Annotated in this window: 23 protein-coding genes and 1 pseudogene; 18 read left to right on the forward strand and 6 right to left on the reverse strand. The window is 67.5% G+C overall.

Going from position 1 to position 25,786, the window contains the following annotated elements; translation table 11 throughout:
* The first annotated feature begins 71 nt into the window (after nt 1-71).
* The 3 genes from ACWETB_RS21370 to ACWETB_RS21380 all read left to right on the forward strand — a co-directional run bounded on the left by ACWETB_RS21370 (nt 72) and on the right by ACWETB_RS21380 (nt 3,243).
* Nucleotides 72-812 (forward strand): TetR/AcrR family transcriptional regulator, encoded by a 741-nt coding sequence (locus ACWETB_RS21370; RefSeq protein ID WP_452213477.1) that lies wholly within the window; start codon nt 72-74, stop codon nt 810-812.
* A gap of 96 nt (nt 813-908) precedes the next feature.
* On the forward strand, nt 909-2,072 hold the full coding sequence (locus ACWETB_RS21375) for an acyl-CoA dehydrogenase (protein ID WP_348805108.1): 1,164 nt from the start codon (nt 909-911) through the stop codon (nt 2,070-2,072).
* A gap of 277 nt (nt 2,073-2,349) precedes the next feature.
* A complete protein-coding gene (locus ACWETB_RS21380) occupies nt 2,350-3,243 on the forward strand; it encodes an endonuclease domain-containing protein (RefSeq protein WP_452213479.1) in 894 nt (297 codons plus the stop codon).
* A gap of 60 nt (nt 3,244-3,303) precedes the next feature.
* Here the strand turns inward: ACWETB_RS21380 and ACWETB_RS21385 are convergent, their stop codons facing one another.
* The 3 genes from ACWETB_RS21385 to gabT are packed head-to-tail and all read right to left on the reverse strand — an operon-like array spanning nt 3,304 to nt 8,090.
* On the reverse strand, nt 3,304-4,776 hold the full coding sequence (locus tag ACWETB_RS21385; protein WP_452213481.1) for an NAD-dependent succinate-semialdehyde dehydrogenase: 1,473 nt from the start codon (nt 4,774-4,776) through the stop codon (nt 3,304-3,306).
* Nucleotides 4,763-6,700, reverse strand: coding sequence for a primary-amine oxidase (locus ACWETB_RS21390; RefSeq protein WP_452213483.1), 1,938 nt, complete (start codon nt 6,698-6,700; stop codon nt 4,763-4,765). The genes ACWETB_RS21385 and ACWETB_RS21390 overlap by 14 nt, the downstream gene beginning before the upstream one ends.
* 13 nt (nt 6,701-6,713) lie before the next feature.
* Nucleotides 6,714-8,090 carry a 4-aminobutyrate--2-oxoglutarate transaminase gene (gene gabT, locus ACWETB_RS21395; protein ID WP_452213485.1) on the reverse strand — a complete coding sequence of 459 codons (1,377 nt, stop codon included), beginning with the start codon at nt 8,088-8,090 and terminating at the stop codon, nt 6,714-6,716.
* 151 nt (nt 8,091-8,241) lie between these two features.
* Between gabT and ACWETB_RS21400 the strand changes: the two genes are divergently transcribed.
* From ACWETB_RS21400 to ccsB, 9 genes are all read left to right on the forward strand, one after another.
* Nucleotides 8,242-9,771 (forward strand): PucR family transcriptional regulator, encoded by a 1,530-nt coding sequence (locus ACWETB_RS21400; protein WP_452213488.1) that lies wholly within the window; start codon nt 8,242-8,244, stop codon nt 9,769-9,771.
* A complete protein-coding gene (locus tag ACWETB_RS21405; RefSeq protein WP_452213490.1) occupies nt 9,768-10,685 on the forward strand; it encodes an SGNH/GDSL hydrolase family protein in 918 nt (305 codons plus the stop codon). Before ACWETB_RS21400 ends, ACWETB_RS21405 begins: the two co-directional genes overlap by 4 nt.
* 188 nt (nt 10,686-10,873) lie before the next feature.
* Nucleotides 10,874-11,851: a hypothetical protein gene (locus ACWETB_RS21410; protein WP_452213492.1), complete on the forward strand. Its 978-nt coding sequence runs from the start codon at nt 10,874-10,876 to the stop codon at nt 11,849-11,851.
* A gap of 188 nt (nt 11,852-12,039) precedes the next feature.
* Entirely contained in the window at nt 12,040-13,410 is a 1,371-nt protein-coding gene (gene hemL / locus ACWETB_RS21415; RefSeq protein ID WP_452213494.1) for a glutamate-1-semialdehyde 2,1-aminomutase, read from the forward strand.
* Nucleotides 13,410-14,036 carry a histidine phosphatase family protein gene (locus ACWETB_RS21420; protein WP_348807699.1) on the forward strand — a complete coding sequence of 209 codons (627 nt, stop codon included), beginning with the start codon at nt 13,410-13,412 and terminating at the stop codon, nt 14,034-14,036. Before hemL ends, ACWETB_RS21420 begins: the two co-directional genes overlap by 1 nt.
* Nucleotides 14,037-14,091: 55 nt before the next feature.
* Nucleotides 14,092-14,712: a TlpA family protein disulfide reductase gene (locus ACWETB_RS21425; RefSeq protein WP_452213510.1), complete on the forward strand. Its 621-nt coding sequence runs from the start codon at nt 14,092-14,094 to the stop codon at nt 14,710-14,712.
* Nucleotides 14,709-15,497: a cytochrome c biogenesis CcdA family protein gene (locus ACWETB_RS21430; RefSeq protein ID WP_452213496.1), complete on the forward strand. Its 789-nt coding sequence runs from the start codon at nt 14,709-14,711 to the stop codon at nt 15,495-15,497. The genes ACWETB_RS21425 and ACWETB_RS21430 overlap by 4 nt, the downstream gene beginning before the upstream one ends.
* A complete protein-coding gene (gene resB / locus ACWETB_RS21435; RefSeq protein WP_452213498.1) occupies nt 15,494-17,197 on the forward strand; it encodes a cytochrome c biogenesis protein ResB in 1,704 nt (567 codons plus the stop codon). The genes ACWETB_RS21430 and resB overlap by 4 nt, the downstream gene beginning before the upstream one ends.
* Before the next feature lie 45 nt (nt 17,198-17,242).
* The gene (ccsB, locus tag ACWETB_RS21440) at nt 17,243-18,277 is read left to right on the forward strand and encodes a c-type cytochrome biogenesis protein CcsB (protein ID WP_452213500.1); all 1,035 of its coding nucleotides are present in this window, start codon (nt 17,243-17,245) and stop codon (nt 18,275-18,277) included.
* Here ccsB and ACWETB_RS21445 read toward each other — a convergent pair.
* From ACWETB_RS21445 to ACWETB_RS21455, 3 genes and pseudogenes are all read right to left on the reverse strand, one after another.
* Nucleotides 18,234-18,461 (reverse strand): annotated as a pseudogene (locus tag ACWETB_RS21445) (helix-turn-helix domain-containing protein); the annotation flags it as partial. The gene ccsB and the pseudogene ACWETB_RS21445 sit on opposite strands and share 44 nt — an antisense overlap.
* A 171-nt stretch (nt 18,462-18,632) precedes the next feature.
* On the reverse strand, nt 18,633-18,836 hold the full coding sequence (locus tag ACWETB_RS21450; protein WP_348805093.1) for a hypothetical protein: 204 nt from the start codon (nt 18,834-18,836) through the stop codon (nt 18,633-18,635).
* 111 nt (nt 18,837-18,947) lie between these two features.
* Entirely contained in the window at nt 18,948-19,163 is a 216-nt protein-coding gene (locus tag ACWETB_RS21455; RefSeq protein WP_348805092.1) for a BldC family transcriptional regulator, read from the reverse strand.
* A 403-nt stretch (nt 19,164-19,566) separates the two neighbouring features.
* Between ACWETB_RS21455 and ACWETB_RS21460 the strand changes: the two genes are divergently transcribed.
* From ACWETB_RS21460 to ACWETB_RS21485, 6 genes are all read left to right on the forward strand, one after another.
* Nucleotides 19,567-19,878 (forward strand): DUF4229 domain-containing protein, encoded by a 312-nt coding sequence (locus ACWETB_RS21460; RefSeq protein WP_449741879.1) that lies wholly within the window; start codon nt 19,567-19,569, stop codon nt 19,876-19,878.
* Between the two features lie 10 nt (nt 19,879-19,888).
* Complete coding sequence (locus tag ACWETB_RS21465; RefSeq protein WP_452213503.1) at nt 19,889-21,043, forward strand: PLP-dependent cysteine synthase family protein; 1,155 nt, start codon at nt 19,889-19,891, stop codon at nt 21,041-21,043.
* Nucleotides 21,044-21,067: 24 nt separating this feature from the next.
* Entirely contained in the window at nt 21,068-21,757 is a 690-nt protein-coding gene (locus ACWETB_RS21470; protein ID WP_449741554.1) for an ABC transporter ATP-binding protein, read from the forward strand.
* On the forward strand, nt 21,754-24,330 hold the full coding sequence (locus tag ACWETB_RS21475; protein ID WP_452213505.1) for an FtsX-like permease family protein: 2,577 nt from the start codon (nt 21,754-21,756) through the stop codon (nt 24,328-24,330). Before ACWETB_RS21470 ends, ACWETB_RS21475 begins: the two co-directional genes overlap by 4 nt.
* Before the next feature lie 145 nt (nt 24,331-24,475).
* Nucleotides 24,476-24,715, forward strand: a complete 240-nt coding sequence (locus tag ACWETB_RS21480; protein WP_449741552.1) for a helix-turn-helix domain-containing protein — start codon at nt 24,476-24,478, stop codon at nt 24,713-24,715.
* Nucleotides 24,716-24,746: 31 nt separating this feature from the next.
* The gene (locus ACWETB_RS21485; protein ID WP_449741551.1) at nt 24,747-25,673 is read left to right on the forward strand and encodes a Clp protease N-terminal domain-containing protein; all 927 of its coding nucleotides are present in this window, start codon (nt 24,747-24,749) and stop codon (nt 25,671-25,673) included.
* Nucleotides 25,674-25,786 lie beyond the last annotated feature (113 nt).

The following is a 25,786-nucleotide window of genomic DNA, read 5'->3' on the forward strand; positions in this document are numbered from 1 at the left end:
GCACCGCGCGACGCCGTGATTCATTCGGCCGCCCTACCGCTGCGGCGTTCGGTGAGCCACACTGTGATGCCATGGCACCGAGTGACACGATCGGCGAGCCGGACGATCTGCGGACCCTGGTGGTCGCCGAGTCGATCCGGCTGTTCAGCGAGAACGGTTACGAGTCGACCACCGTCGACCAGATCGCCGCGGCCGCCGGGGTGTCGCGCCGCACCCTGTTCCGGCAGTTCCGCTCCAAAGAGGACATGATCTTCGCCGACCACGAGGCGTTGCTGGCGCAGGTGACCGAGCGGTTGTCGGCCGACGAGTTCGCTCCGGATGAGGCACTCGATGCCGGCGACCCGTGGACCGTGGTGTGCGCGGCTGCCGAGATCGTTTTCACCCACTTCCTCGCGACGCGCGACCTCGCGGTCCGCCGGTTACACGTGGTCTCACGGGTCCCGGCACTGCGGGACCGCGAGCTCGTCACCACCTACCGCTACCAGCGCGTTTTCGAGGAGTACCTGCGGCGCGTGGTCCCCGGCGCGTCGGCGGTTCACATCGTCGCGTTCGCCTCCGCGGTCACCGCGGTGCACAACTTTCTGCTGCGGTCGATGATCCGCGGGGACACGGATGCGACCCTGCAGCGGTTGCGTGCCGAACTGGCCGAGGTGCGCACGGCACTCGGTGCCGATCACCGGGCGCGCGATGCGGCTGGATCCGCCGCCGGTGCGATCGCGGTGGTGACCTATCCCGCCGGCGCCGACCCGGACGTCGTCGCCGAGCAGGTTCGTCGACAACTGCGTGCCGTTGGCGGCAAGCAGGGACAATAGGAGGGACCGTTCATTGACATGGCACTGCGTGCCATGGTGAACTGTACCGAAGCGACATCACTGGCACGCAGTGCCCGACATGGCCGGAGGATCGACATGGGTTTTGGTAATCCCGAGTTCAACGTTTTCGAGCTCCCCGAGGAGCACATCGCCCTGCGTGAGGCGATTCGCGCTCTTTCGGAAAAGGAGATCGAGCCCTACGCCGCCGTCGTCGACGAAGAGGCGCGGTTCCCGCAGGAGGCCCTCGACGCGCTCGTCGCCTCCGGATTCAACGCCATCCACGTTCCCGAGGAGTACGACGGTCAGGGCGCCGACTCGGTGGCCGCGTGCATCGTGATCGAAGAGGTCGCCCGCGTGTGTGCGTCGTCGTCGCTGATCCCCGCCGTCAACAAGCTCGGCACCATGGGCCTGATCCTCAACGGCTCCGACGAGCTCAAGAAGCAGGTTCTGCCGTCCATCGCCTCCGGCGAGGCGATGGCCTCCTATGCACTGTCCGAACGTGAGGCCGGCTCCGACGCCGCAGGCATGAAGACCCGCGCCCGCAAGGACGGCAGCAACTGGGTACTCAACGGGTCCAAGTGCTGGATCACCAACGGCGGCAAGTCATCCTGGTACACCGTCATGGCCGTGACCGATCCGGAGAAGAAGGCCAACGGCATCTCCGCATTCATGGTGCACAAGGACGATCCCGGCTTCACCGTCGGCCCGCTGGAGAAGAAGCTCGGCATCAAGGGCAGCCCCACCGCCGAACTCTACTTCGAGGACTGCACGATCCCCGAGGACCGCATCATCGGCGATGAGGGCACCGGCTTCAAGACCGCCCTGCAGACCCTCGACCACACCCGGCCGACCATCGGCGCGCAGGCCGTCGGCATCGCGCAGGGCGCGCTCGACAAGGCCATCGCATATGTCAAGGAGCGCAAGCAGTTCGGCAAGCCGATCTCGAGCTTCCAGGGTGTCGAATTCATGATCGCCGACATGGCGATGAAGGTCGAGGCCGCCCGCCTGATGGTTTACACCTCCGCCGCCCGCGCCGAGCGCGGCGAGAAGAACCTCGGCTTCATCTCGTCGGCGTCGAAGTGCTTCGCCTCCGACGTCGCCATGGAGGTCACCACCGATGCCGTGCAGCTCTTCGGCGGCGCCGGATACACCCGCGACTTCCCGGTCGAGCGCATGATGCGTGATGCCAAGATCACCCAGATCTACGAGGGCACCAACCAGATTCAGCGCGTCGTCATGAGCCGCGCGCTGCTGCGCTGACGTTACGCGCGTACCCTGACGCGCTCCAACGCCCAACGGCGCCCCTCGCTTTTCGTCGAGTGGGCGCCGTTTCTCGTCGAGTGGGCGCTGTATTTCGTCGAGTGTGCGTCGTATTTCGTCGAGTGGGCGCTGTATTTCGTCGAGTGTGCGTCGTATTTCGTCGAGTGGGCGCTGTATTTCGTCGAGTGGGCTCGCCGTACAACTGCTGACGTACCTGGCTCGGCGGAATCTGACCCAATGGTGGAACCGAATGGCCGCGCGCTGCGTCCAACTCGGCATGACAATCGAAGATTCCACCTCCCCGCCATCGCTGATCACTCGTCAGGACGCCATGTCCGTCGTCGGGATGTCCGCGGAACGTTTCGCCGCCGAGTTCCGTCGCGTGCGTGGCGGCGCGCACATCAGTCGAGCGGAGCTGATGACCGCTCGCGAACGCATTGTCGCGATCGCATCCCAGGCGCAGGGCAATCCGGTCGTTGCCGGGCAGGCGGCAATGGTGATGCACGGCGCGAAGTGGTTCGACGCCGGCTTCGAGGTCGTTCTCATCCGCGGCATCACCGCGTCCGGTCGCCCTGCTCTCGGGACGACCACGTGGCGACTGGACCTACCGGCAGAACACATCGTCACGATCGACGGAATCGCGGTCACCTCACCGATCCGCACCGCCTTCGACGTGGGACGGATCCAGCCGCGAATGCGGGCGATCGGACACCTGGATACGCTCGCCGCCGCCACCGGGTTCGACCTGGACGAGCTCGCGGAGTACGCCAAATCCCAGAAGCGAACTCGTCATGTGCGACAGGTGAGGGGGTTGGTCCCACTCGTCAATCCCCTCCGTGAATCGCCCCGCGAGAGTTCGACGGGGCTGTTCATGCACGACTGCGGATTGCCGACGCCGGTGGCCCAGTTCGAGGTGTTCAACGAGTACGGAATCCTGGTCGCTCGCCATGACTGGGCGTATCCCGACCTGAAAATCGCAATCGAGTACGACGGCGAGGACTATCATTCGTCGCCGGAGCAACAGGCGAGGGACACGGCGCGAGATGCCGAATCAAACCGGCTGCAGTGGAAGGTGATCCGCGCCAACAACAAGCGGATGACCAGCGACCCCATGGGTCTCATCGCCGAGATCGCCGAGGCGATACATCAGCGCGGCGGCTACTACAGCTGATACCCACTCGACGAGAAAGGGCGCCCACTCAATGGGAATGGGCGCCCACTCGCCGGCCGCCTAGGGGGTGAGGGCCACGTACTTGACCGTCAGGTACTCGTCGATGCCTTCGGCGGCACCCTCACGTCCGATGCCCGACTGCTTGACACCGCCGAACGGTGCTGCCACATCCGACATCACGCCGCGATTGACGCCCACCATCCCGGAGTCCAACGCCGACGCCACCCGCATGCAGCGGTCCAGGTCGCGGCTGAAGAAGTAGGCCGCCAAACCGTACTCGGTCGAGTTGGCCGCACGGATGGCCTCGTCCTCGGAGTCGAAGGAGCTGATGACGGCCACCGGGCCGAAGATCTCGCCGCGGGTGACCGGGGCGTAGGCATCCACCTGATCGATGACGGTCGCCGGGTAGAAGTACCCCTTGCCGTCGGGGGCCTTGCCGCCCAACCGAACCCGGCCACCGTGGGCGACCGCGGTCTCGACCGCCTCGGCGACCTTGTCCCGCTGCGCGGCGCTGACCAGCGGGCCCAGGGTCACCCCGTCGTGGTAACCGGGCCCCATCCGCACCGCCGACATCTTCTCGGTCAGCTTCTCGGTGAACTCCTCGACCACCCCGGACTGCACCAGGAACCGGTTCGCGGCCGTGCATGCCTCACCGCCGTTGCGCATCTTCGCCATGAACGCACCCTCGACCGCCTTGTCGATCTCGGCGTCGTCGAAAACCAGGAACGGCGCGTTGCCGCCGAGTTCCATGGAGGTGCGCTGCACCCGTTCGGCGGCCTGCCCCAACAGGTTTCGGCCCACCGGGGTCGATCCGGTGAAGCTGATCTTGCGGATCCGGTCGTCGGTGATGATCGCCGAGGACACCTCCCGTGCATTCATCGTCGGCAGCACCGACAACACCCCCGCCGGCAGGCCGGCCTCGGCGAAGATCTCGGCGAGGACCAACATCGTCAACGGCGTCTCGTGCGCGGGCTTCACCACCATCACATTCCCGGCCGCGAGTGCCGGACCGATCTTGCGGGTACCCATGGCGAGCGGAAAATTCCACGGCGTGATCGCCAGGCACGGTCCAACCGGCCCGTGCGTCACCAGGATCCGGCCGGTGCCGGCCGGCGAGTGGGTGAACCGCCCGTCGATGCGGACCGCCTCCTCGGCGAACCAGCGGAGAAACTCGTTGCCGTACTTGGCCTCGGAGACGCTGTCCGGGAGGGCGCGGCCGAGTTCGAGGGTCATCAGCATCGCGAGGTCATCGGCTCGCGAGGCCACCAATTCGAAAGCGCGACGCAGGATCTCGCTGCGCTCACGGGCCGGGGTCGCCGCCCAGTCGGCCGCCACCGCGGCGGCCTTGTCGAGGGCGCGGGCCGCGTCGGCCACCGTCGCGTCGGCGACCTGCGTCAACGGTTCCTCGGTGGCGGGGTCGTAGACGGTGAAGGTGCCGCCGTCGGATGCGGGCACCTCCTCGCCACCGATCCACAAACCGGTGGGTACGCCGTCGAGAATGGCCTGGGTGTCGATCACATCAGTGGTGGTCATGGTGTGTCCCTTCAGAATGGCAGTGCGACGACCGACTCGGTGCGACGTCGAGTGAGGGATTGCGGTCGAAGAACCCGAACGGCTTGAGCCAGAACGACACCACGTCGACGGGCATCACCGGCCAGTCCTCCGGCCGGGTGATGTGATGGATGCCGAAGACATACCACAGCACCACATCGGTGTTCTCGATCGGACGATTGTTCTTGGTCCACTCCGCCATCCCGGTGTCCCGGTCGGACTGGTTGACGAATTCCCCGGCCGGCCAACGCTCGTCGGCGCTGTTCGGTGTCACCCACAGGGTGTGTCCGATCACGGTGGCGCGCTGGAAGATCGGTGACGCCGGATCGAACATCGCGGGGAACGCGCCGGTCGGTGTCAGCTTGTACGCCGGATGCGCGCCGAGGCCGGTGGTGACGTTGGTGTTGACCACCTTCCAGCTCTTCTGGGTGGCGAAATCCGGGTCCTGCATCCCGTCCTGTTCGGTGCGCAGTGCCGTATTCGTTTGCACCAGAGATAATCCCAGCGGATTCCCGGGTCCCATCGGTTCGGCGACGGTCTCGGATGCGAACACCGTGTTGTCGGTGCCGTCGATGTCGAGATCCATGCGTGCCACCAGGAAGTGCTGGTGGAACGGCGCATACGTGCGGTTGTCGATGGTCGTGCCGTGCGGATTGGAGAGCACCCCCGGCGGCATCGGAGTGGTCACCATGATCCCGGTGGCCCGTACCTCACACTCGATGTTGCCGTCCTGATAGAACCGCCAGTACACCAGATACTCGTAATTGGCCACGGTGACATGAAAACTCACCGTCAGGCGACGCATGCGACGGACCTCGGCGCCGGCGTCGTGGTCGACATGCTTCCACAGGACCGCGTTGTCCTCTTCGTGAATGCAGATGGCGTTGGTGATGGTGTACGGCTCACCGGCGCTGTTGTGCAGCACCGCATCGAGGTAGCGGATCTCGCCAAGGCAGTCGCAGCCCAACTCCAGCGACGTCGTCATGAAGCCGAGGCCCCATTCGCCGATGTCGAAAGCGGTACGGCGGTAATGGTCTTCGCAGTGATCCCGGTAGGGGACCACCATCTCCGCGAAACTCAGTCGATGCGCCACCGACCGATCTCGGCCACCGTCGCGGTAACTCACCTGATGCAGGGTCATGCCCTCGCGATAGTTGAAACCCACTCGCAGGGACCAGTTCTGCCAGGTGAGTTTGTTGCCGTCCAACTCGAACGACGGTCCGTCGGGCTGGGTGATCTCCAAGGGCTTCAGCTCCGGCCGCGCGAATGTGTCGCGGATGCGCTGCGGAATGTGCCGCGGCACATACTCACCCATCACCTCCGGCGTCTCGAATCCGCCGGTGTCCTCGATGCGCAGCAGCTCCATCGTGTTCACGTCGATCACGCAGTGAAGTCCCGGAACGGGATTCGCATACGGGTTGGTGCCCTCGGCATCCTTGACCCAGGTGTCCGACCAGCCGAGCCGCCGGCCTCGGTACTCCTCGGGGATCAGTGCCCCGCCGTAGGTCCAGGTGTCCATGAACACCCGATCCAGATCGGTGATGCCACGAGCGGCCAGTGCCGCCTGGACATCGGGATGTGCGCGCAGCACGCGGTCGCATTCCTCGAACTCGTCGACGGTGAAATTCGCCTGGACGCCGGGGATGGCATCGAACGACTCCACCGCCGAATCCGACAGTGAGACAAATGACTTGTAGGTGAGGTTCTCCCCGGTGTTGAAGCACACCACCACCGCGCGCCGCGGCGGCACCGTGCCGTCGGCGTCGAAGGCGGCGAGCTCGGCCTTGGACGGTTCGGCCAATTCGATGGAGGCATAACGCCATCCGTCGCCGACCCCCTGTTCGGCCGCCAACAGGGCGGTGACACTGCGGAATTCGTCGGATGACAGCGGATCAAGCGGGTACATCGACTCGGCCTCCTCAGGCGTTGTTCTTGATGGCCTCACACAGTACGGACAATCCCTCACGGAGCAGGTCCTCGCCGATCACCAGCGGCGGGAGCAGCCGGATCACGTTGCCGAACGTTCCGCAGGTGAGGATCACGACGCCGGCGGCGTGGCATGCGGCGGCCACCGCCTTGGTCAGCGCAGGATTGTGGTTCGACGCTCGCGGCGCATCCGGTGTCACCAGCTCGATCGCGATCATCGCACCACGTCCACGGACCTCACCGATCACCGGCTTGCCCTGCGCGGCAAGCTCATCGGCCAGCGACGACAGTGTCTCGCGGACGATCTCCTCGATCCGGCGGGCCCGCCCGGCGAGATCGAGGGCCTGCATCTGATCGATCGCGGCGATGCCCGCCGCACACGCCACCGGGTTCCCGCCGTAGGTACCACCGAGGCCGCTGGGGTGCACCGCATCCATCAGTTCGGCGCGGCCGGTGACTGCGGCGAGAGGCATGCCGCCGGCGATACCCTTGGCCATCGTCATCAGATCGGGGACGATGGCCTCGTCGTCGCACGCGAACCACGATCCGGTGCGGGCGAACCCGGCCTGTACCTCGTCGGCGATGAAGACCACACCGTTCTCTCGGCACCACGCCACCAGCGTCGGCAGGAAACCCGGTGCGGGAACGATGAATCCACCCTCACCCTGAATGGGTTCGATGATCACCGCGGCCAGTTGGCCTGCACCGATCTGCGTCGACATCAGCGAGATCACGTGCTCGGCCGCGGCTACACCGTCGTCGCCGAACTGATCGCGCAGCGGATAACTCATCGGCATCCGATACACCTCGGGGGTGAACGGCCCGAAACCCTGTTTGTACGGCATGTTCTTGGCGGTCAACGCCATCGTCAGATTCGTCCGCCCGTGGTAGGCGTGATCGAAGGCGACCACCGCGTTCCGGCCGGTGGCCAGACGCGCGATCTTCACCGCGTTCTCCACCGCCTCGGCCCCCGAGTTGAACAGCGCGGTGCGCTTGTCGTGGTCACCGGGCGTCAGCGCGTTGAGCTTCTCCGCGATCTCCACGTACCCCTCGTACGGCGCGACCATGAAGCAGGTGTGGATGAGGTGCCCCGCCTGATCGGCGACCGCCGCCGCCACCGCCGGATTGGCCGACCCGACCGAGGTCACCGCGATGCCCGACCCCAGGTCGATCAGCGAGTTGCCGTCGACGTCGACGAGAACGCCGCCATCGCCGTCGACGGCATAGGTCGGCAGGATCGAACTCACGCCGGCGGCGACGCTCGTCGCGCGCCGCGCGCCCAGCTCCCGCGACCGCGGGCCGGGCAGTTCGGTCACCAGCCGCCGCTCCTGCGGAAGGCGGTAGGCGATCTCGGTCGTGGTGCTGGTCATGGGGCTCACCTCGTGGAGATTGTGGTGGATATGCGGAGCGCAAACGCGGTATGCCCAGTCTTCGCCCAATCCCGCGCCGCATGCGCCTGACGGTTTGTCGAACGATCTGCGAAGTGCACGCCATTTTGTCCAGTTCGCGTACGGTGGGGGGATGTCGACGTCGGTCCGCTGGCTTCTTGCTCAACGCCGCCTGGAACTCGAGTTACGGGGTGGCGCCGACGGCCTCGACCGGCCGATGGACTGCGCGGTGAGCTCCGAGTTGGTCACCGCCGCCGACTGGATGGTCGGTGGGGAAGTGCTGCTGACCACCGGCCTCCGCCTTCCCGACGACCCGCCGCTCCGCGAGCAATACGTGGAATCGCTCGCCGAAGTAGGCATCGCCGCCATCGGATTCGGCGTCGGCCTCGGCTACGAGGAGATTCCGCCCGAGATCTGCGCCGCCGCCGACCGCGTGGGTCTCCCGTTGTTCGAGGTGCCCTGGCACATCCCGTTCTCCGCCATCACCCGGGCCGTGCTCGACCACATCGCCGCGGGACGCTCGGCACGCCTGGTCGCGGCCACCCGCGCCCAGCCGAGGATGACCCGCGCGGCGGTCGCACGCGGCCCGGCCGCGGTCATCTCCGAACTCGCCGACGCCGTCGCGAGCCGCGTGATCCTGCTCGACGCCGCCCACGCCGAGGTGGCGGCCGCACCCGGCGGCGCTGCGGCCCCCGCCGACCTCGACCACGTTCGCACCCTCGCCGCCCGCGACCCCGCGTCGGCCGGCGCGGTCGTGGTGACCGATGATGCCACCGTCACCCTCGCCCGGATAGGCTCGTCGACAACCACATTCGGCTTTCTCGGGGTCGTCGGACCGACGCTCGACGAGGTCGCACGGATGCTCGTCGGACATGCCGTGTCACTGCTGGCGATCGAATACGCCAAGCCTCGCGACGTCCGCCGCGACATCGCCCGCGTGCAATCCGACGTCCTCGGCAATGCCCTCGACGGCGTCATCGGCGCCACCGCGCTGTCGATCCTCGAGCGTGTCGCCACCCCCGACGGCCGCGTCCGCGCCGTCGTGTACACCTTCGCCGACGACGTGTCCGCCCGCCGTGGTGCCGACCGCCTCGCCGACGAACTCGAGAGCCGATGGCGACCGGTGTTCGTCTTCTGCGACTGCGCCGAGGTGGTGGTGCTCCTCGACGGCGACGACCATGTGGACGTCGCCGTCGGAATGCTGAATCTCCTTGTCGCGCACGGACCATTGCGGGGTGGGATCGGACCGGCCGTCGCCCTCGCCGACGCCGACGGAGCCCCGCGCCCGGACGCGATCGCCGAGTCGGTGGCCCACGCACGGCTCGCCGCGCGCTCCGCCGCCGCCGGCCAGCTCGTCGATCTCGCGGCTGCCCGATCACTGCTCGGCATCCCCGAGATCCGAGATGTGCTGGCCGACAGTCGAAGCCACCGCCTGCGCCCGATCATCGAGCATGATCGCGAACAGGGCGCCGGGCTGGAGGCGAGCCTGCTGGCGTTCCTCGAGGCCAACGGCAACTGGGGCGCGGCCGCGACGACGATCGGTGTGCATCGGCATACTCTGCGCAGCCGGGTCGAGCGGATCGAGGACATGCTCGGCATCGACCTCACCGACGCTCGGACCCGCGCCGAACTGCTGCTGATGATGCTGGGTGCCGACGCATGAGGTGGCTGCGCTCGCTCACCCTCCTCGCGGTCGCGCTGCTCGGGATCGTCGGCTGCGCCCGCGAAACCGGAAGCACCGCAACACCATCGACGTCATCGGGTATGACGGCCCCGAGTGCCGCGTCCTCGAGCACCGCGCCGGCCGACCCGGGCGCCGCCTACGTCCACCTCGGCGACAGCTACGCCGCGGGCACCGGCGTGCTCCCGGTGGTCGGCGGATCGCCCTTCCTGTGTCAGCGCTCCGCGCTCAACTTCGGCCACCTGATCGCGCAGCGACGCGACCTCGCGATAGACGATGTGAGTTGCGCGGGCGCGACGACCGCCGACCTCACCACCGACCAGTACTACGGCATCGGCCCACAACTCGACGCCCTCGGCCCCGACACCCGACTGGTGACGATGATGCTGGGCGGCAACGACGAGAACACCTACGGCGGCGCCGTCAGCAAGTGCAGCGACCTCGGCCGCGCGACCGGCGGCGTCGGATCACCATGCCGCAACCGCTACGGCGACGAGTTGACCGCACCCATCGACGACGAGATCCGCCCGGCCCTCACCGACGTGCTGCGCCAGATCCGTGAGCAGGCACCGAACGCGCGGGTCGTCATCGTCGGCTACCCGTGGATTCTTCCCGCCGCCGACGGCTGCTACCCGACGATGCAGGTCGCCGCCGGTGACGTCGGATACCTGCGCGACCTGCAGGCGACCCTCAATGACGCCGTCCGCCACGCCGCCGACGACACCGGTGCCACCTTCGTCGACATGGCGCAGGCCTCCGAAGGACATGACGCCTGCGCCGGGATCGATCGGTGGATCGAACCCCAGCAGGGAAGCTCCGCGCGGATCACCCTGCACCCCAACGCCACCGGACAGCGCGCGATCGCCGATCAGGTGATGTCGGCGTTGGAGAGGTGAGGGGCGGACGGGTCGGACGGTGGATATAAACGCGGTGTGAGAGGCGGCTCGTGTCGTATATCGACGCGAAGGGGCTGTGGCACCGTGCTCATATCGGCTCGATTCCTCGAGAGCACGGTTATCCACAGATAGTGGGCCGATCGCTGCCGATTCCGTGAACCGGGCACATTCTGGCCGACACTGCTGTGATGACCGAACTCCCCATCACCAAGCTGTGCCACGGTGTGTGGTCCTTCGCCGAGCTCCGGACGTTCGGTTTCTCGCAGCGTGAGGTGGCCCGGCTGGTCGCATCGGGAAATCTCCGGCAGCTGCGACGGGGCTGGTATGCGGCCGACTATGCCGAGTCGGCGGTCGTGCAGGCAGTACTGGCAGGCGGGGTACTCACCTGTCTGTCGGCACTCGAGTTGCAGGGCGTGTGGGTACCGCCGTTGGGTGATCAGGTGCACGTCCGGGGGTGCGAGTCGGCTCACCGACGCCTCGGCGGGAAACGATTCTGCAGACGCTACGGTCCACCGGCGCCGGAGATCTGTTCTGTCGACGACATCCGACTGTCGCTCGCGCACGTCATCAAGTGCGCCGACGACGAGACGATCGTCGTGGTCTGCGATTCCCTACTCAACCTCGGGCTCTTGGATATGTCTGATCTCGAAGAGATCTTCGCATCGGCACCACAACACAAACGGGACCTGCTCGGTCGCTGTGACGGGCGTGCGGAGTCAGGCACCGAGACGATGGTCCGACTACGGCTGTTGCTCCTGGGCATCCGGGTGGTTGTGCAGCCGGAAATCCCCGGAATCGGCTGGGTGGACCTACTGGTCGGTGAGAGGTTGCTCATCGAAGTGGACAGTAAGCAGTTCCACGACCGTTCCGAGCAACAGCGCGAACTCGACCGAGTGCGAGATGAGGAAGCTCACCGGCGGGGCTACATCCCGCTCCGCCTGTCCTACAAGCGTGTCGTGTACGAATGGCCGAAAGCACTGACGACGATCAACGCAATCGTCCGGCGCCGCGACCATGCGAAGCCGCCGGCGATCGCGCCCGACAGTGAGCTCACAGCCTCGTCCGAAGGCATCGACGACCCCGACACCGTCCACCCCGACACCGACCACCCCGACCCCGGCGAGCCCGCAGATTACTGGAACGACCCCGACTTCACCGGTTGCTGACCGATCCAACCGATATCCGACCCGATCCACCGATATAAACGCGGTGTCAGAGGCGACCCGTGTCGATATACGACGCGAGGACCCGCTGACACCGCGTTTATATCGCCGCGTCGGCTTCCTCGACCGCACCGAACCCCCTGACCAGCGTGAATTTGGGTCACTCGGTGCCATTTGGAACACTGGAGCCCGTGAGCAGATCCGCCGAGGCCGCGCCGAAGTCCAGTGAACTGTTCCGTCGGGCTCAACACGCCATCCCCGGTGGGGTGAACTCGCCGGTCCGGGCGTTCTCCGCGGTCGGCGGCGATCCGCGGTTCATCGCCTCGGCCAAGGGCTGCGAGCTCACCGATGTGGACGGCAACACCTACGTCGATCTCGTCTCCTCCTGGGGTCCGATGATCCTGGGTCACGCCCACCCGGCGGTCGTCGAGGCTGTGCAGAAGGCCGCCGAGGGCGGTCTGTCCTTCGGTGCTCCCACCGAGTCGGAGATCGCGCTCGCCGAGGAGATCATCGATCGCGTCGACCCGGTGGAACGGGTCCGGCTGGTCAACTCCGGTACCGAGGCCACCATGTCGGCGATCCGGCTGGCCCGCGGTTTCACCGGCCGTCCCAAGATCATCAAGTTCTCCGGCTGCTATCACGGTCACGTCGACGCACTGCTCGCCGACGCCGGATCGGGAATCGCCACCCTCGGGCTGCCCACCAGCCCCGGCGTCACCGGCGCCTCGGCCCACGACACCATCGTGCTGCCGTACAACGACCTCAAGGCCGTCGCGAAGGCCTTCGAGGAGTTCGGTGACGACATCGCCGCCGTCATCACCGAGGCCGCAGCCGGGAACATGGGGGCGGTGCCCCCGGTCGACGGCTTCAACGCCGGATTGCGCGAGGTCACGCGACGTCACGGCGCCCTGCTCATCATCGACGAGGTGATGACCGGATTCCGGGTGAGCCCGGCCGGCTGGTTCGGACTCGAAGGCGTCGGCGCCGACCTCTACACCTTCGGCAAGGTGATGAGCGGTGGGCTGCCCGCCGCAGCCTTCGGTGGTCGCGCCGACATCATGGAACGCCTCGCCCCCACCGGCCCGGTCTATCAGGCGGGCACCCTGAGTGGGAATCCGGTCGCCGTGGCCGCCGGACTCGCCACCCTGCGCACCGCCGACGCCGACACCTACGCCACGCTCGACGCCAACGCCGACCGCCTTGCCGACCTCCTCGCCGGCGCCCTCACCGAGGCCGGCGTGGAGCATCGCGTGCAGAAGGCGGGCAATCTCCTCAGTGTGTTCTTCGGAACTCCCGCCGACCGCCCGATCACCGACTATGCCGCGGTGAAAGCGACCGAGACCTGGCGTTTCGCCCCGTTCTTCCACGCGCTGCTGGACGCCGGCGTGTACCCGCCGCCGAGCGCCTTCGAGGCCTGGTTTGTCTCCGCGGCCCTGGACGGGGATGCTTTCACTCGAATCGCCGACGCGCTGCCCACGGCCGCCCGCGCCGCCGCCGCGGCGGTGCCCGCCCAGGCCGGCGCCGCGCGCACGACCGAATCCGACTCCGGGGAGAACGACTGATGCACACGATCGTCCACATGATGCGCCACGGTGAGGTGCACAATCCGGACGGCATCCTCTATGGCCGGCTGCCCGGATTCCACCTGTCCGACGCCGGCCGGGCCCAGGCCCGCAAGGTCGCCGAATCCCTCGCCGACCACGACATCACCGCCGTCTTCGCCTCGCCGCTGCAACGCGCGCAGGAGACCGCGACGCCGATCGCCGCAGCACACGATCTGCCGATCTTCACCAACGACGAACTCATCGAGGCCGACAACATCTTCGAAGGCCTCAGGGTCTCCGTCGGCGACGGCGCGTTGCGCAAGCCGCGGCACTGGCCCAAGTTGCGCGATCCGTTCACCCCGTCGTGGGGTGAGCCCTACATCCAGCTCGCGCATCGCATGCTCGCCGCCGCCAACAAAGCCCGCGACACCGCCCGCGGCCACGAGGCCATCTGCGTCAGCCATCAACTGCCGGTGTACACGCTGCGTCGCTTCCTCGAAGGTCAGCGCCTGTGGCACGATCCGCGTCGTCGGCAGTGCTCGCTGGCATCGCTGACCAGCCTCATCTACGACGACGACGCGCTCGTCGACATCATCTACTCCGAGCCGGCCGGCTCGTCGGATCCCCTCGTCACCGGGGCGTGACGGGAAGAACGTGAAGGTTGTGAAGGTGCCAGTTCGTGGTGTGCCCGGCACGCCGATGTCCGCTCCCCGGACCGCCTGGTACCTGAAAGTCGTTTTCGCACTGTTTATCTCGATTGCCGCATTCATTGCCGCCGGCTGCAGCACCGGCGACGACGCCGTCTCCCAGGGCGACACCTTCCAATTCGTCTCGCCCGGCGGCAAAACCGTCATCACCTACGACCCCGCCGACCGCAAGCAGATCGCGACCATCTCGGGCGAGGTCCTCGTCACCGGAAAGCCGTTGTCGCTGGACGATCCCCGGTTCGCCGACAAGGTCGTGGTGATCAACGTGTGGGGATCGTGGTGCGCGCCGTGCCGCGGTGAGGCCGCCGCCCTGGAAGAGGTGTACGAGAAGTACAAGTCGCAGGGCGTGGAGTTCCTCGGGATCAACCTGCGCGACGACCGGCAGTCGGCGCGTGACTTCGTCACCGACCGCAACGTCGGCTTCCCGTCCCTCTACGACTTCCCCGGGGCGTCGCTGGCCGCGCTGACCACCCCGACGTCGGTGGTCCCCACGACGATCGTGCTCGACCGGCAGCATCGTCCGGCCGCGGTGTTCCTGCAGGCCGTCGACGCGCAGATGCTCGGCGACGCGGTGGCGAAAGTGGTCGCCGAATCACCGCAGGCGGCGTCGTGAGCAGCATCGGGGAGACCTTCGCCGACACCGTGTCGTCGGGGCCATTGCTGCTCGGCGCGGCCGCCGCCGCCGTCGCCGGTCTCGTCTCGTTCGCCTCGCCGTGCGTGGTGCCGCTGGTGCCCGGCTATCTGTCCTATCTCGCCGGGCTCGTCGGTGCCGAGGCGCCCGCGGTGACCGTAGACGAACCCGCCAAACGCGGACGGTCGCGGGTGGCACTGGCCGCCGGACTGTTCGTCGCCGGATTCACCGTCGTCTTCGTCGCCGCCACCGCCACCGTGCTCGGCATCACCAGCACCTTCATCCTCAATCATGAACTGCTGCAACGCATCGGCGGTGTGGTGACCATCCTGATGGGTCTGGTCTTCATCGGCCTGGTGCCGATGATGCAGCACGAGTTCCGGTTCGCGCCGCGGATGGTGTCCAACATCGTCGGCGCCCCACTGCTCGGCGCGGTGTTCGCTCTCGGCTGGACGCCGTGCCTGGGTCCGACCCTCGCCGCGGTCATCGCCACCGCCAGCGGCACCGAGGGCTCCACCGCCGCCAGGGGTGTGTTCCTCATCGTCGCCTACTGTCTCGGACTGGGCATCCCGTTTGTCATCCTGGCGTTCTCGTCGGCGTGGGCGCTGCGCAGTCTGAGCTGGCTGCGTGACCACGCCCGCGCCATCCAGGTCTTCGGTGGTGTCATGCTGATCCTCGTGGGTATCGCGCTGGTCACCGGGCTGTGGGATCAGTTCATCGTGTGGGTCCGCGACGCCTTCATCACCAACCAGGAACTCCCCGTATGACGCGCGCCGACACCCCGCTCGAGGTCCCCGCCACCCCGCCGCCACCGCACAAGCCGCGCTGGGCGATCCGCCGCCTCTGGTGGCCGGCCCGCAACCTGTGGCGGTCGCTGACCTCGATGCGCACCGCGCTGGTGCTGCTGTTCCTGCTGGCGCTTGCCGCGATCCCCGGTGCACTGCTGCCGCAACGTGAACTCAACGAGCAGAAGACGCTGACCTACATCGCCGACAAGGGCTGGGTCGGCCAGTGGATGGACCGGCTGCAACTGTTCGACGTCTTCTCCAGCGTGTGGTTCACCGCGATCTACGTGCTGCTGTTCGTGTCGCTGGTGGGGTGTCTGACCCCGCGCACGATCGAACACGCCAAGAGCCTGCGCGCCACCCCCGTCGCCGCACCCCGCAACCTGGCGCGGCTGCCGCGGCACATCGAGACCACCGTCGACGGTGAGCCCGATGACCTCGCCGAACGCATCTCCGGCAACCTGCGTGGCTGGCGTCGCAGCGTCGTCGTCCGGGAACCGTCGGACAAGTATCCCGACGGCTGTGTCGAGGTGTCCGCGGAGAAGGGTTACCTGCGCGAATTCGGCAACCTCGTCTTCCACTTCGCGTTGCTGGCGCTGCTGGTCTCGATCGCCGTCGGCAAGATCTACGGCTACGAGGGCACCCGCAGCCTCGTCGCGGACGGCCAGGGCCTGTGCAACACCTCGACCGCGGTCTACGACTCCTTCCGCGCCGGCGCCCTCGTCGACGGCACCGACCTCGAGCCGTTCTGCTTCCGCGTCGACGACTTCTCGGCCACCTTCCTGCCCAACGGTCAGCCCGACATGTACGACGCGACGATGTCCTACAGCGACAACGCCACGACCGCGCCGAGCGAATGGCAGCAGACCTCGGTGCGCGTCAACGATCCGCTGCGGGTGGCCGGCGACCGCGTCTACGTCCTCGGCAACGGTTTCGCGCCGACCTTCACCGTGACCTTCCCGAATGGTGAAAAGCGGACGCAGACAGCCATTTTCATACCCGATGAACTGCAGACGATGCTGTCGTCGGGGGCGGTGCGCTTCGATACCCCGGCCGGGATGTATCCCGACGAGGACGTCCGCCGCAAGAACCAGATCGCCATCGAGGGTCTGTTCGCGCCGACCGCCGACTACCAGGGCACACTGCTCAGTTCGTCGTCGCCGGTGCCGCACGACCCGCAGGTCGCCATCCGCATCTACAAGGGTGACACCGGCCTGGACACCGGCCTGCCGCAGAACGCGTACACCCTCGACCAGGGGCTGATCGATCAAGGCCGGCTGCAGCGGCAATCCCAGGTGAATCTCGCGCAGGGGGCGAGCACCCGCCTTGCCGACGGCACCGAGGTCACCTTCGACGGCTACCAGCGATGGGTGTCGGTGCAGGTGTCCCACGACCCGGCGCAGACGTGGGTGCTGGTCTCGGCGATCGCGATGCTCATCGGACTGTTGGTGTCGCTGCTGGTGCGTCGTCGACGGATCTGGGCGAGGCTGGTGCCGGTGACCGCCGCCGATGCGGGCGGGGCGAGCACCACCACGACGAAACGACGTACTGTAGTAGAAATCGCCGGGCTCGCCCGGACCGACCAGGCCGGTTGGGGTGAGGGCTTCGACGAGCAGGCCACCGCCCTGATCGATCCCGACGCCCGCCCCACCGGGTGGACGGCCAAATTCCGCAGACTCTAGTTCCGCAGGCTCTGAAAGCTGAAGAGTGACAACCGAGGTGAACCGATGAACACTGGCGCAGTACAGGTCGACGAGACCCTGGCGCGGTACTCCGACCTGCTGTTCGGCACCGCCATCACCGTCTACGTGATCGCGATGTTCCTGTTCCTCGCGGCGCTCGCCGGCGCCCGCAGTCGTCGGCTCGCAGCCAAGGAACTCGTCGGTGCCACCGCCGGATCAGCCGGATCGTCGGCGTCCGGCTCGTCGACGCCGGTCGACCGGACCCCCGGCAAACTGGCCCAGGGGACCCGACGCAGCTTCTCCGAGAAGCTCGGCGCCATGGCCTACCCGGTGGTCTTCGTCGGGCTGGCCGCTCACATCGCCTCGATCGTCACCCGCGGCATCGCCACCGACCGCGCGCCCTGGGGCAACATGTACGAGTTCATCTCGATGACCTGTGCGGCCTGCGTGATCGCCGGCGTCGTGGTGCTGCGCAAGCCGTCCAACCGGCCGCTGCTGTCGTTCGTGCTGCTCCCGGTCATCCTGCTGATGTTCATCGCCGGCCGTTGGCTCTACACCCAGGCGGCGCCGGTGGTGCCCGCGCTGAAGTCGTACTGGCTGGCCATCCACGTCTCGATCATCTCGATCAGCTCGGGCGTGCTGCTCGTCTCCGGCGTCGCGAGCGTGTTGTACCTGGTGAAGATGCAGTGGGGCGCCAAGGCCGAGGATCCCAAGCGCAGCGACTCCGGATTCACCGGCGGCGTGATGCGGCTCGTCGCGCACATCCCGGGCGCCGACACCCTCGACCGCCTCGCCTACAAATGCGTCGTCTTCGGGTTCCCGCTGTTCGGCCTCGGCGTCATCTGCGGCGCGATCTGGGCCGAGTCGGCGTGGGGTCGGTTCTGGGGCTGGGACCCCAAGGAGACCGTCTCGTTCATCGCGTGGGTGATCTATGCGGCCTACCTGCACGCCCGCGCGACGGCCGGCTGGCGCAACACCGCGGCCGCCTGGATCAACGTGGCCGGGTTCGTCGCGTTGCTGTTCAACCTGTTCATCATCAACCTGGTGGTCTCCGGCCTGCATTCCTACGCCGGGCTGTGATCACCGGCTGACGACGCGGTTGGTCCCGCGGACACAGCGATGTCCGGTCGATCCCGGCAGGTGTGCCGGTGATCGACCGCATCTTCACGCGTCGAGAGCGGGATGGCCGAGGATAGGTGACGCTCACGTCGAAGGCGCGGGCAATGGCCTCGACCGTCCGGAACGACGGCGTGCGGGCCCTTCCCGGAGCGTGGTTGCGACCGTGTCGCGTCGCCCCGGGGTGTACGTGCCGGGTCGTGCGTGGATGGCTGGTGGGCGTCGGTCGCGACGGTACGACGCCGACGAGGGGAGTGGTCGGACGCACCCAGTCGACGGACGCACCCAGTGGTCGGACGCACCCAGTGGTTGGACGCACTCAGTGGTCGTCGGCGTCGGAACCGTTGCTACCGCGACTACGCCGGTCGAGATCCTTCAGGAAGTCGGGATCATCGTCGGGGCCGACCGGCCCCCGCGGTGCCGACCTCACGTGCCGTGACTCGTCGGGCATCTGCGGCCCGAAGGCACGCCACAACAGGAACCCGACGGCCACGATGCCGATCAGCGTGAACAGAAATGCCATGGCAACCTCCCTGTAAGCGAGTTTACGTGAGGTTTGTTGCCCAGTGGGTCATCTGTCCGACGTCAACGGGTCGTCGGCGATCGGTCGTCGCGGGGCGACGGTTTGGCTCGGTCAGGGGCGACGGTTCAGCAGCGCGACAACGTCCTCTTCACGGAAACGACGATGCCCACCGGGGGTGCGGATCGAGCCGAGGATGCCCGAGCTGGCCCAACGCGCCACGGTCTTGGGGTTCACATTGAACATCGAGGCCACCTGACCGGGGGTCAGGGTGTGCTGGCTGGCCATGCCCGGGGTGATGACGCTCATGGGGTGATTGATGGCGGTCATGAGAACTCCCTCTTCTTGCGCCGCGAATCCGATGCCGCGGCCGTGCACCATGAATACACGCAAATCGCCCAGGTACTCGAACCGTCAGCGGTAAGTAAAGAGAGTGCAAAGAAGCCTGTGACCTGCGCACACGCCCCACCAGCGCCTTTTACGCGTGCTTTGCCAAGCCCTGCCACACCGTTGGTGGGAAACCGCGCCGACGGCGGTGCACACAGCGTTCGTACAGGGTTCGCCCGGACGCCCGCGTCGACGTTGCGGCGCTCCCGCTCGCGTTGACGGCGCTCACCCACACGTTGACGGCGCTCTCGCTCGCGTTGACAGCGCTCTCGCACACGTTGACAGCGCTCTCGCTCGCGTTGACAGCGCTCCGCCGACCCGAATCGACCACCGGGTTACCCTGGAAATCGTGAGTGAAGAGCAACAAGCGCAGGGCAGCGCCGGCAGCCTGGCCCTGGCCGTCGCCCTGTACACCCTGGCCCGTCTGGCTCTCGTGGTCGTCCTCGCGGCGATCATCTGGGGTATCGGCAAGCTGGCCGGGGTCGACGTCCCCATCCTGGTGGCCGCCGTCTTCGGCGTGTTGATCGCGTTGCCGTTGGGCATGGTGGTGTTCAAGTCGCTGCGGTTGCGCGTCAACAGCCAGATCGCCGCCGTCGACGAGCAGCGCCGACGCCGTCACGACGACCTGCAGACGCGTCTGCGCGGCAGCGGCAGCTGAACCGCGGCTGATGACCCGCGACACCGTGCCCCCGACGGCCCCGACCCGCACCGTCGACATCGACCGCCGCCTCGATCGCGGCTGGGCCGACAACGCCGTCCGCATCATCGAGGCCGACGCCCGCCGCAGCGCCGACACCCATCTGCTGCGCATCGAACTGCCCGAATGGTCCCGCTGGATCGACGAGTCGGGTGCCGAGGTCGGCGTCGACCTCTACCTCAAGGACGAGAGCACCCACCCGACCGGATCGCTCAAACACCGCCTCGCGCGGTCGCTGTTCCTGTACGCGATCTGCAACGGCTGGATCACCGAGGGCACCACCGTCATCGAGGCGTCGTCGGGCTCGACGGCGGTCAGTGAGGCCTACTTCGCCCGCCTGATCGGCGTGCCGTTCATCGCCGTGATGACCTCCAACACCTCGCCGTCGAAGACCGCTCTCATCGAACGTCAAGGTGGCCGTTGCCATCTCGTCGACCGGCCGTCCGACGTGTACGACGCGGCGCTCACCCTGGAAGCCGAACTCGGCGGGCATTTCATCGACCAGTTCACCATGGCCGAACGGGCCACCGACTGGCGCGGCAACAACAACATCGCCGAGTCGATCTTCGCGCAGATGGCCGACGAGGAACACCCGGTGCCCACCTGGATCGTCGTCGGCGCCGGCACCGGCGGCACGTCGGCCACCCTCGGCCGGTACCTGCGCTATCGCCGCCATCCGACCTGGCTCGCCGTCGTCGACCCGGAGAACTCGGTCTTCCTGCCCGCCTACTCCTCCGGCGACGGATCGATCACCTCGGAACTCGGCTCCCGCATCGAGGGCATCGGCCGACCGCGCGTCGAGCCGTCGTTCGTCTCCCAGGTCATCGACCGCATGATCGGCGTGCCCGACGCCGCGTCCGTCGCCACCGCCCGGTGCATCAGCAATCGGCTCGGCCGGCGCGTCGGTGGATCGACCGGCACCAACGTGTGGGGTGCACTGAAATTGGTGTCCGAGATGGTCGCCGGCCGTCGGCCCGGCAGCGTCGTCACCCTACTCTGTGACTCCGGAGACCGTTACGGCACAACGTATTTCGACGACGACTGGCTGGCATCGCAGGGGCTGGAGCTGACCGCGGCGACGGCCGTGCTCGATGAGTTCTACGCCACTGGACGGTTCACCGGGTGAGCCTTCCCACTACGATCTGATCCCATGGCAGCGGTGGGGGAGCAGAACCTGGTGGAAGCCGTCGATCTGGTGCGGGAGTACTCGCTCGGTGATGAACGGGTGCGAGCCCTCGACGGGGTGAACCTGTCGTTACCGGGCGGCCAATTCGTCTCCGTCGTCGGTCCGTCGGGCGCCGGCAAATCGACGCTGCTGCACCTGATGGGTGCGCTCGACACCCCCACGTCCGGTTCGATCCGCGTCGACGGCGTCGACCTCGGCTCTCTCGACGACAACGCTGCATCGGCGTTCCGCCGCACCCGCGTCGGCTTCATCTTCCAGTTCTTCAATCTGGTGCCGACGATGTCGGCATGGGAAAACGTAGCTCTGCCAAGGCTTCTCGACAGTCAGTCACTGCGCAAGGCCAAACCCCGCGCCATCGACCTCCTCGACCGCGTCGGACTCGGTGACCGCGTCGATCACCGGCCGTCGGAGTTGTCCGGCGGCCAGATGCAACGCGTGGCGATCGCCCGTTCGCTCATCATGGAACCCGCGATCCTGCTGGCCGACGAACCCACCGGCAACCTCGATTCGGCCACCGGGGCGTCGGTCCTCGACCTCCTCTCGGAGGTGGCGCACGAGGGTCGGCGTCGCCTGGTGGTGATGGTGACCCACGACGCGGCCGCCGCCGGAGTCGCCGACACCACGATCACGGTGCGCGACGGACAGATCGCGTGAACCGCGTCCGCGCCGTCGGCGCTGGTGTGCTCGCCGGACTCACCCGCGTCCGCATCCTCAACCTGCGCGAGATCCGCACCCACCGGCTGCGCGTATTCACCTCGCTCAGTGTGGTGCTGGTGTCCTCGGCGTTGCTCGTCGCCGTGTTGGGGACATACGGGTCGTTCACCGAATCGGTCCGTGATTTCAACGCCGCGATCTCCGGGACCGCCGACGTCGAGGTCGCCGCCATCACCGACTCCGGGATCGACGACTCGTTGGTCGGCCAGATCCGCACCGAGGTGCCCGACGCGAAGGTGGTGGTGCCGATGATCCGCGGTGCCGTCACCGTCGACGGCAGACCGATCCCGTTACTGGGCTCCGATTTCCGGGTCACCGCCCTCTCCAGTGACCTGCAGTCGGTGCAGGGCGGGACCAGCGTGTCGCTCGACGATCTCGCCGACGGGGTGATCGTCGGCCCGAACACCGGATTCCATGAGGGCCAACAACTCTCGATCGACGGCATCGACGTGCGGGTGCTGCGGGTCGCGACCGGCGAGGGGGCCGACCGGCTCAACGGCGGCACCTATATGTTCGCCTATCTCGATCTGGCACAACGACTCACCGGCAAGGAAGGCGAATTCGGCAACGGTGATGTGGCGCTACCCGGCAAGGTCGACTCGATCTTCATCGTCGCCAAACCCGGTGTCGACATCGCCGCGTTGCGCAGCCGGATCTCCCAGGTCGTCGGCGGACGGGCGGTGGTCGTGGACCCCGACTTCCGCACCCGCCAAGCCGAAGTCGCCACCTCGGTCACCCGCGATGCGACTCTGCTGGTGTCGTTGATCTCGTTGGTGATTGCGGCGTTCCTGGTGTTCAACACGATGAACATGGCCGTCGCCTCCCGTCGGCAGTCGCTGGCGATGGTGCGGGCCCTGGGCGCCCGGCGACGCAACCTCGTCGGCGACATGCTCGGCGAGGCAGCACTGTTCGGACTGATCGGTGGCGGGATCGGCGTACCGATCGGCATTCTCGCCGGTCGTTGGGCGGTGTCGACGGTGCCGCCGGTGACCCGCGACGCGGTGACCATCAAGATCGCCTACCACCTGCCCGCCTACGCGCCCGTCGTCGCCGTCATGGCCTGTGTGATCGCCTGCGTCGGTGCGACGAGTCTGGCTGCGCGGTCGGTGTTCTCGGTGTCGCCGGTGGAGGCGATGACGCCCGGTGAGGTCGCCGACAGTGTGCCCCGCCGCGGCGTGGTCGTCTGGACCGCCGGCATCGTCGGCGTGCTCACCGTCCTCGCCGCGTGGATCATCGTCGTCACCGTGCCGGGCCGCCCGGCCATCATCGCCGGTGCGGTGTACGCCGTCGGCGCGCTGCTGATCTGCTTCGCACTCACCCGGCCCCTGGTGGCCGCGGTGGTGCGGTTGGCCCGATTCTTCGGTGGTCCAGGGCGTCTGGCATCGGTCAACACCCGACGTGCGCCGCGTCGTGCCTGGGCGACATTGATGACGGTGGCGGTCGCGATCGCCGTCGGCATGGGTACCTCCGGTGCTCTGGACAATCTGGTGTCGTCGATCTCGTCGTCGCTCGACGGTCTCGGTGACCCGGACTTCTACATCTCGTCACAGTCGAAAGATCAGGTGCCCCTGGGGCCGGAGCTGTCGCCGGAGATCTATCAGGAGGCCCGGGAGGTGCCCGGCGTCACCGATGTGGTGGTCGGCCAGTGGGCCAACGTGAACGCCGGTGCCGACCGCATCCTGCTGCAGGGCCTGGTGCCGGGGTCCCGGGCGCCGTTCATGCGCAAGGCTTCTCCCGAGGCGGTGCGACAAGTGTTGGACGGCAACGGGATTCTGCTGTCCAATGTGCTGGCACGCACCCTCGGCGTCGAGACCGGTGACACCCTGCGGCTGGCGTCGCCGACCGGCTATCACGACGTGATCGTCCGCGACACAGTCGATTACGTGTCCATCGACTCCGGAACCGGCGCGGTGTCCAACGCGCTGCTGTCGACGTGGTTCGATCGCAGCGGCGCCACCTACCTTCAGGTGATCACCGCACCCGACGCCGACAAGACCGCGGTCCGCGCGGCACTGGAACGCATCGCCGCCGAGAACCCATCGCAGGGCGGCTCCCCGGTGTATGTGTACTCCGGCGCCGAGGCGCTCGCCGCGACCCGTGGGCAGGCCGAGCAGTCCGGTGCCTTCACCGTCGCCATCCAGTGGATTGTCTCGGTGGCCGCGGCGATCGCACTGCTCAACACCCTGTTGCTCTCGGTGATCGAACGGCGACGCGAACTCGGCGTGCTGCGCGCGATGGGCGCATCCCGACGGTTTGTATCCCGCATGGTGCTCGCCGAGGCCGGCGCGGTCGCCGTCGTCGGAGCGCTCACCGGCCTCGTCGTCGGCGCCATCCTGCATGTGCTGAGCGACGAGATCCTCGCCGCCACGACGTCGATCGACGTCGCCTACTCGCCGCGGCCGATCACCATCGTGTTCGTGGCGGCATCGGTGGTGCTGTGCCTCGTCGGGGCGGTGGTCCCTGCCCGACGCGCAGCCCGCATGAACATCACCGAGGCCATCGCCAACGAGTAGGGCGACGCGCTCCGGTTGTACTGACAGCGCTCTCGGTCACGCATAAACCCAGTTCAGACCTGCCACTGAGTCGTCCGCGTCGTCGCGGAACAATTCTTCGTCAATAATTCTTGACATGCCCAGTCAGTCAAGATAACCTGACACCATGCACGACGAGAACACCGAATCCACCGAGGCCCAGAACCTGGCCGGAGCCGCCGCAAGCGACGACCCGGCACGGGGGTTGGCAGCAGTGCGCGCCCTGCGCACACTCGCCGACCACCTCGAGGGAGTGCAGGTGGCCAATGCCCGCGACAAGGGCTGGAGCTGGCAGGCGATCGCAGATGTGTTGCAGATCAGCCGTCAGGCCGTGCACCAGAAACATTCATCACGCGAGGCCCAGTGATGGGCCCCCACGATCTCTAAGGAGAACCATCATGTTTGGTCGATTCACTCGAGACGACAAGATGCTGCTGGCCTTTGCCACGCAGGAAGCCGCCGACCTGGGGCACACCCGGCTCGGTAACGATCACCTCATTCTCGGAATGCTGTGCAACGCGCGTTCGCCGCTGTTCGGCATCCTCTCCGAGCAGGGGCTGACCCTGGCGGGGGCGCGTGACGCGGCCCGCGCCTACCACGACGAGCACGACGTCGACGACGACACCGCCGCCGAGCAAAGTGCTGCCGACCGCTACGAGGAAGACCGAGAAGCGTTGCGCTCCATCGGTATCGATCTCGACAAGGTGCGGGCCGCCATACGTGACAACTTCGGCGACGACCTCGCCGACGGCTGGGCCGAGCGCCCCGAACGTGGACGCGGTCGAGGCCGCGGCCGTGGATCGCGTGGTCGTCGCGGCCACCACGATCACGGCGAAGGACGCGGCCGTGGCCAGGGGATCTGCGGTCCCGACGCATTCGGCCCGGGCGGTTCCGGCCCCGGTGGCCCGGGCGGACGCGGCGGTTTCGGTCCCGGCGGTCCCGGTGGACGGGGCGGTTTCGGTCCCGGTGGACGGGGCGGTTTCGGTCCCGGCGGACGCGGTGGATGGGGCGGTTTCGGTCCCGGCGGTCCGGGCGAGGACGTTGACTTCGGTGACGGACCGTTCGAACCGGGCCGCGGCCGGCGCGGACCGCGCGGCCGGGGCATGCGCCCCCGCTTCGCCCCCGAGACGCGACAGGCGCTCGAGGCCGCGATTCGCATCGCCCGCGAACGCGGGGACACCACCCTGCGCGGCGAATACCTGTTGCTCGGCATCCTCGAGACCGCCGACGCCGCGTCGGTGGCCGTGATCACCTCGGCCACCACGGTCGACGATCTCAAGGCTGCGGTCCTCGCGAGCCTTCCCGAGGCGCCCGCCGGCGTCTGACTCCCGTCAGGCCAGGTCAAGCACCCAATCGCAATCTTGGCGACCTGCTCGGGCGCGGCCGGCGTCTCGCGCTGCAACCGCGCGGCGGCGGCCACATACCCTTCCGGACCGAT

This window comes from Gordonia sp. NPDC003950, assembly GCF_053605205.1.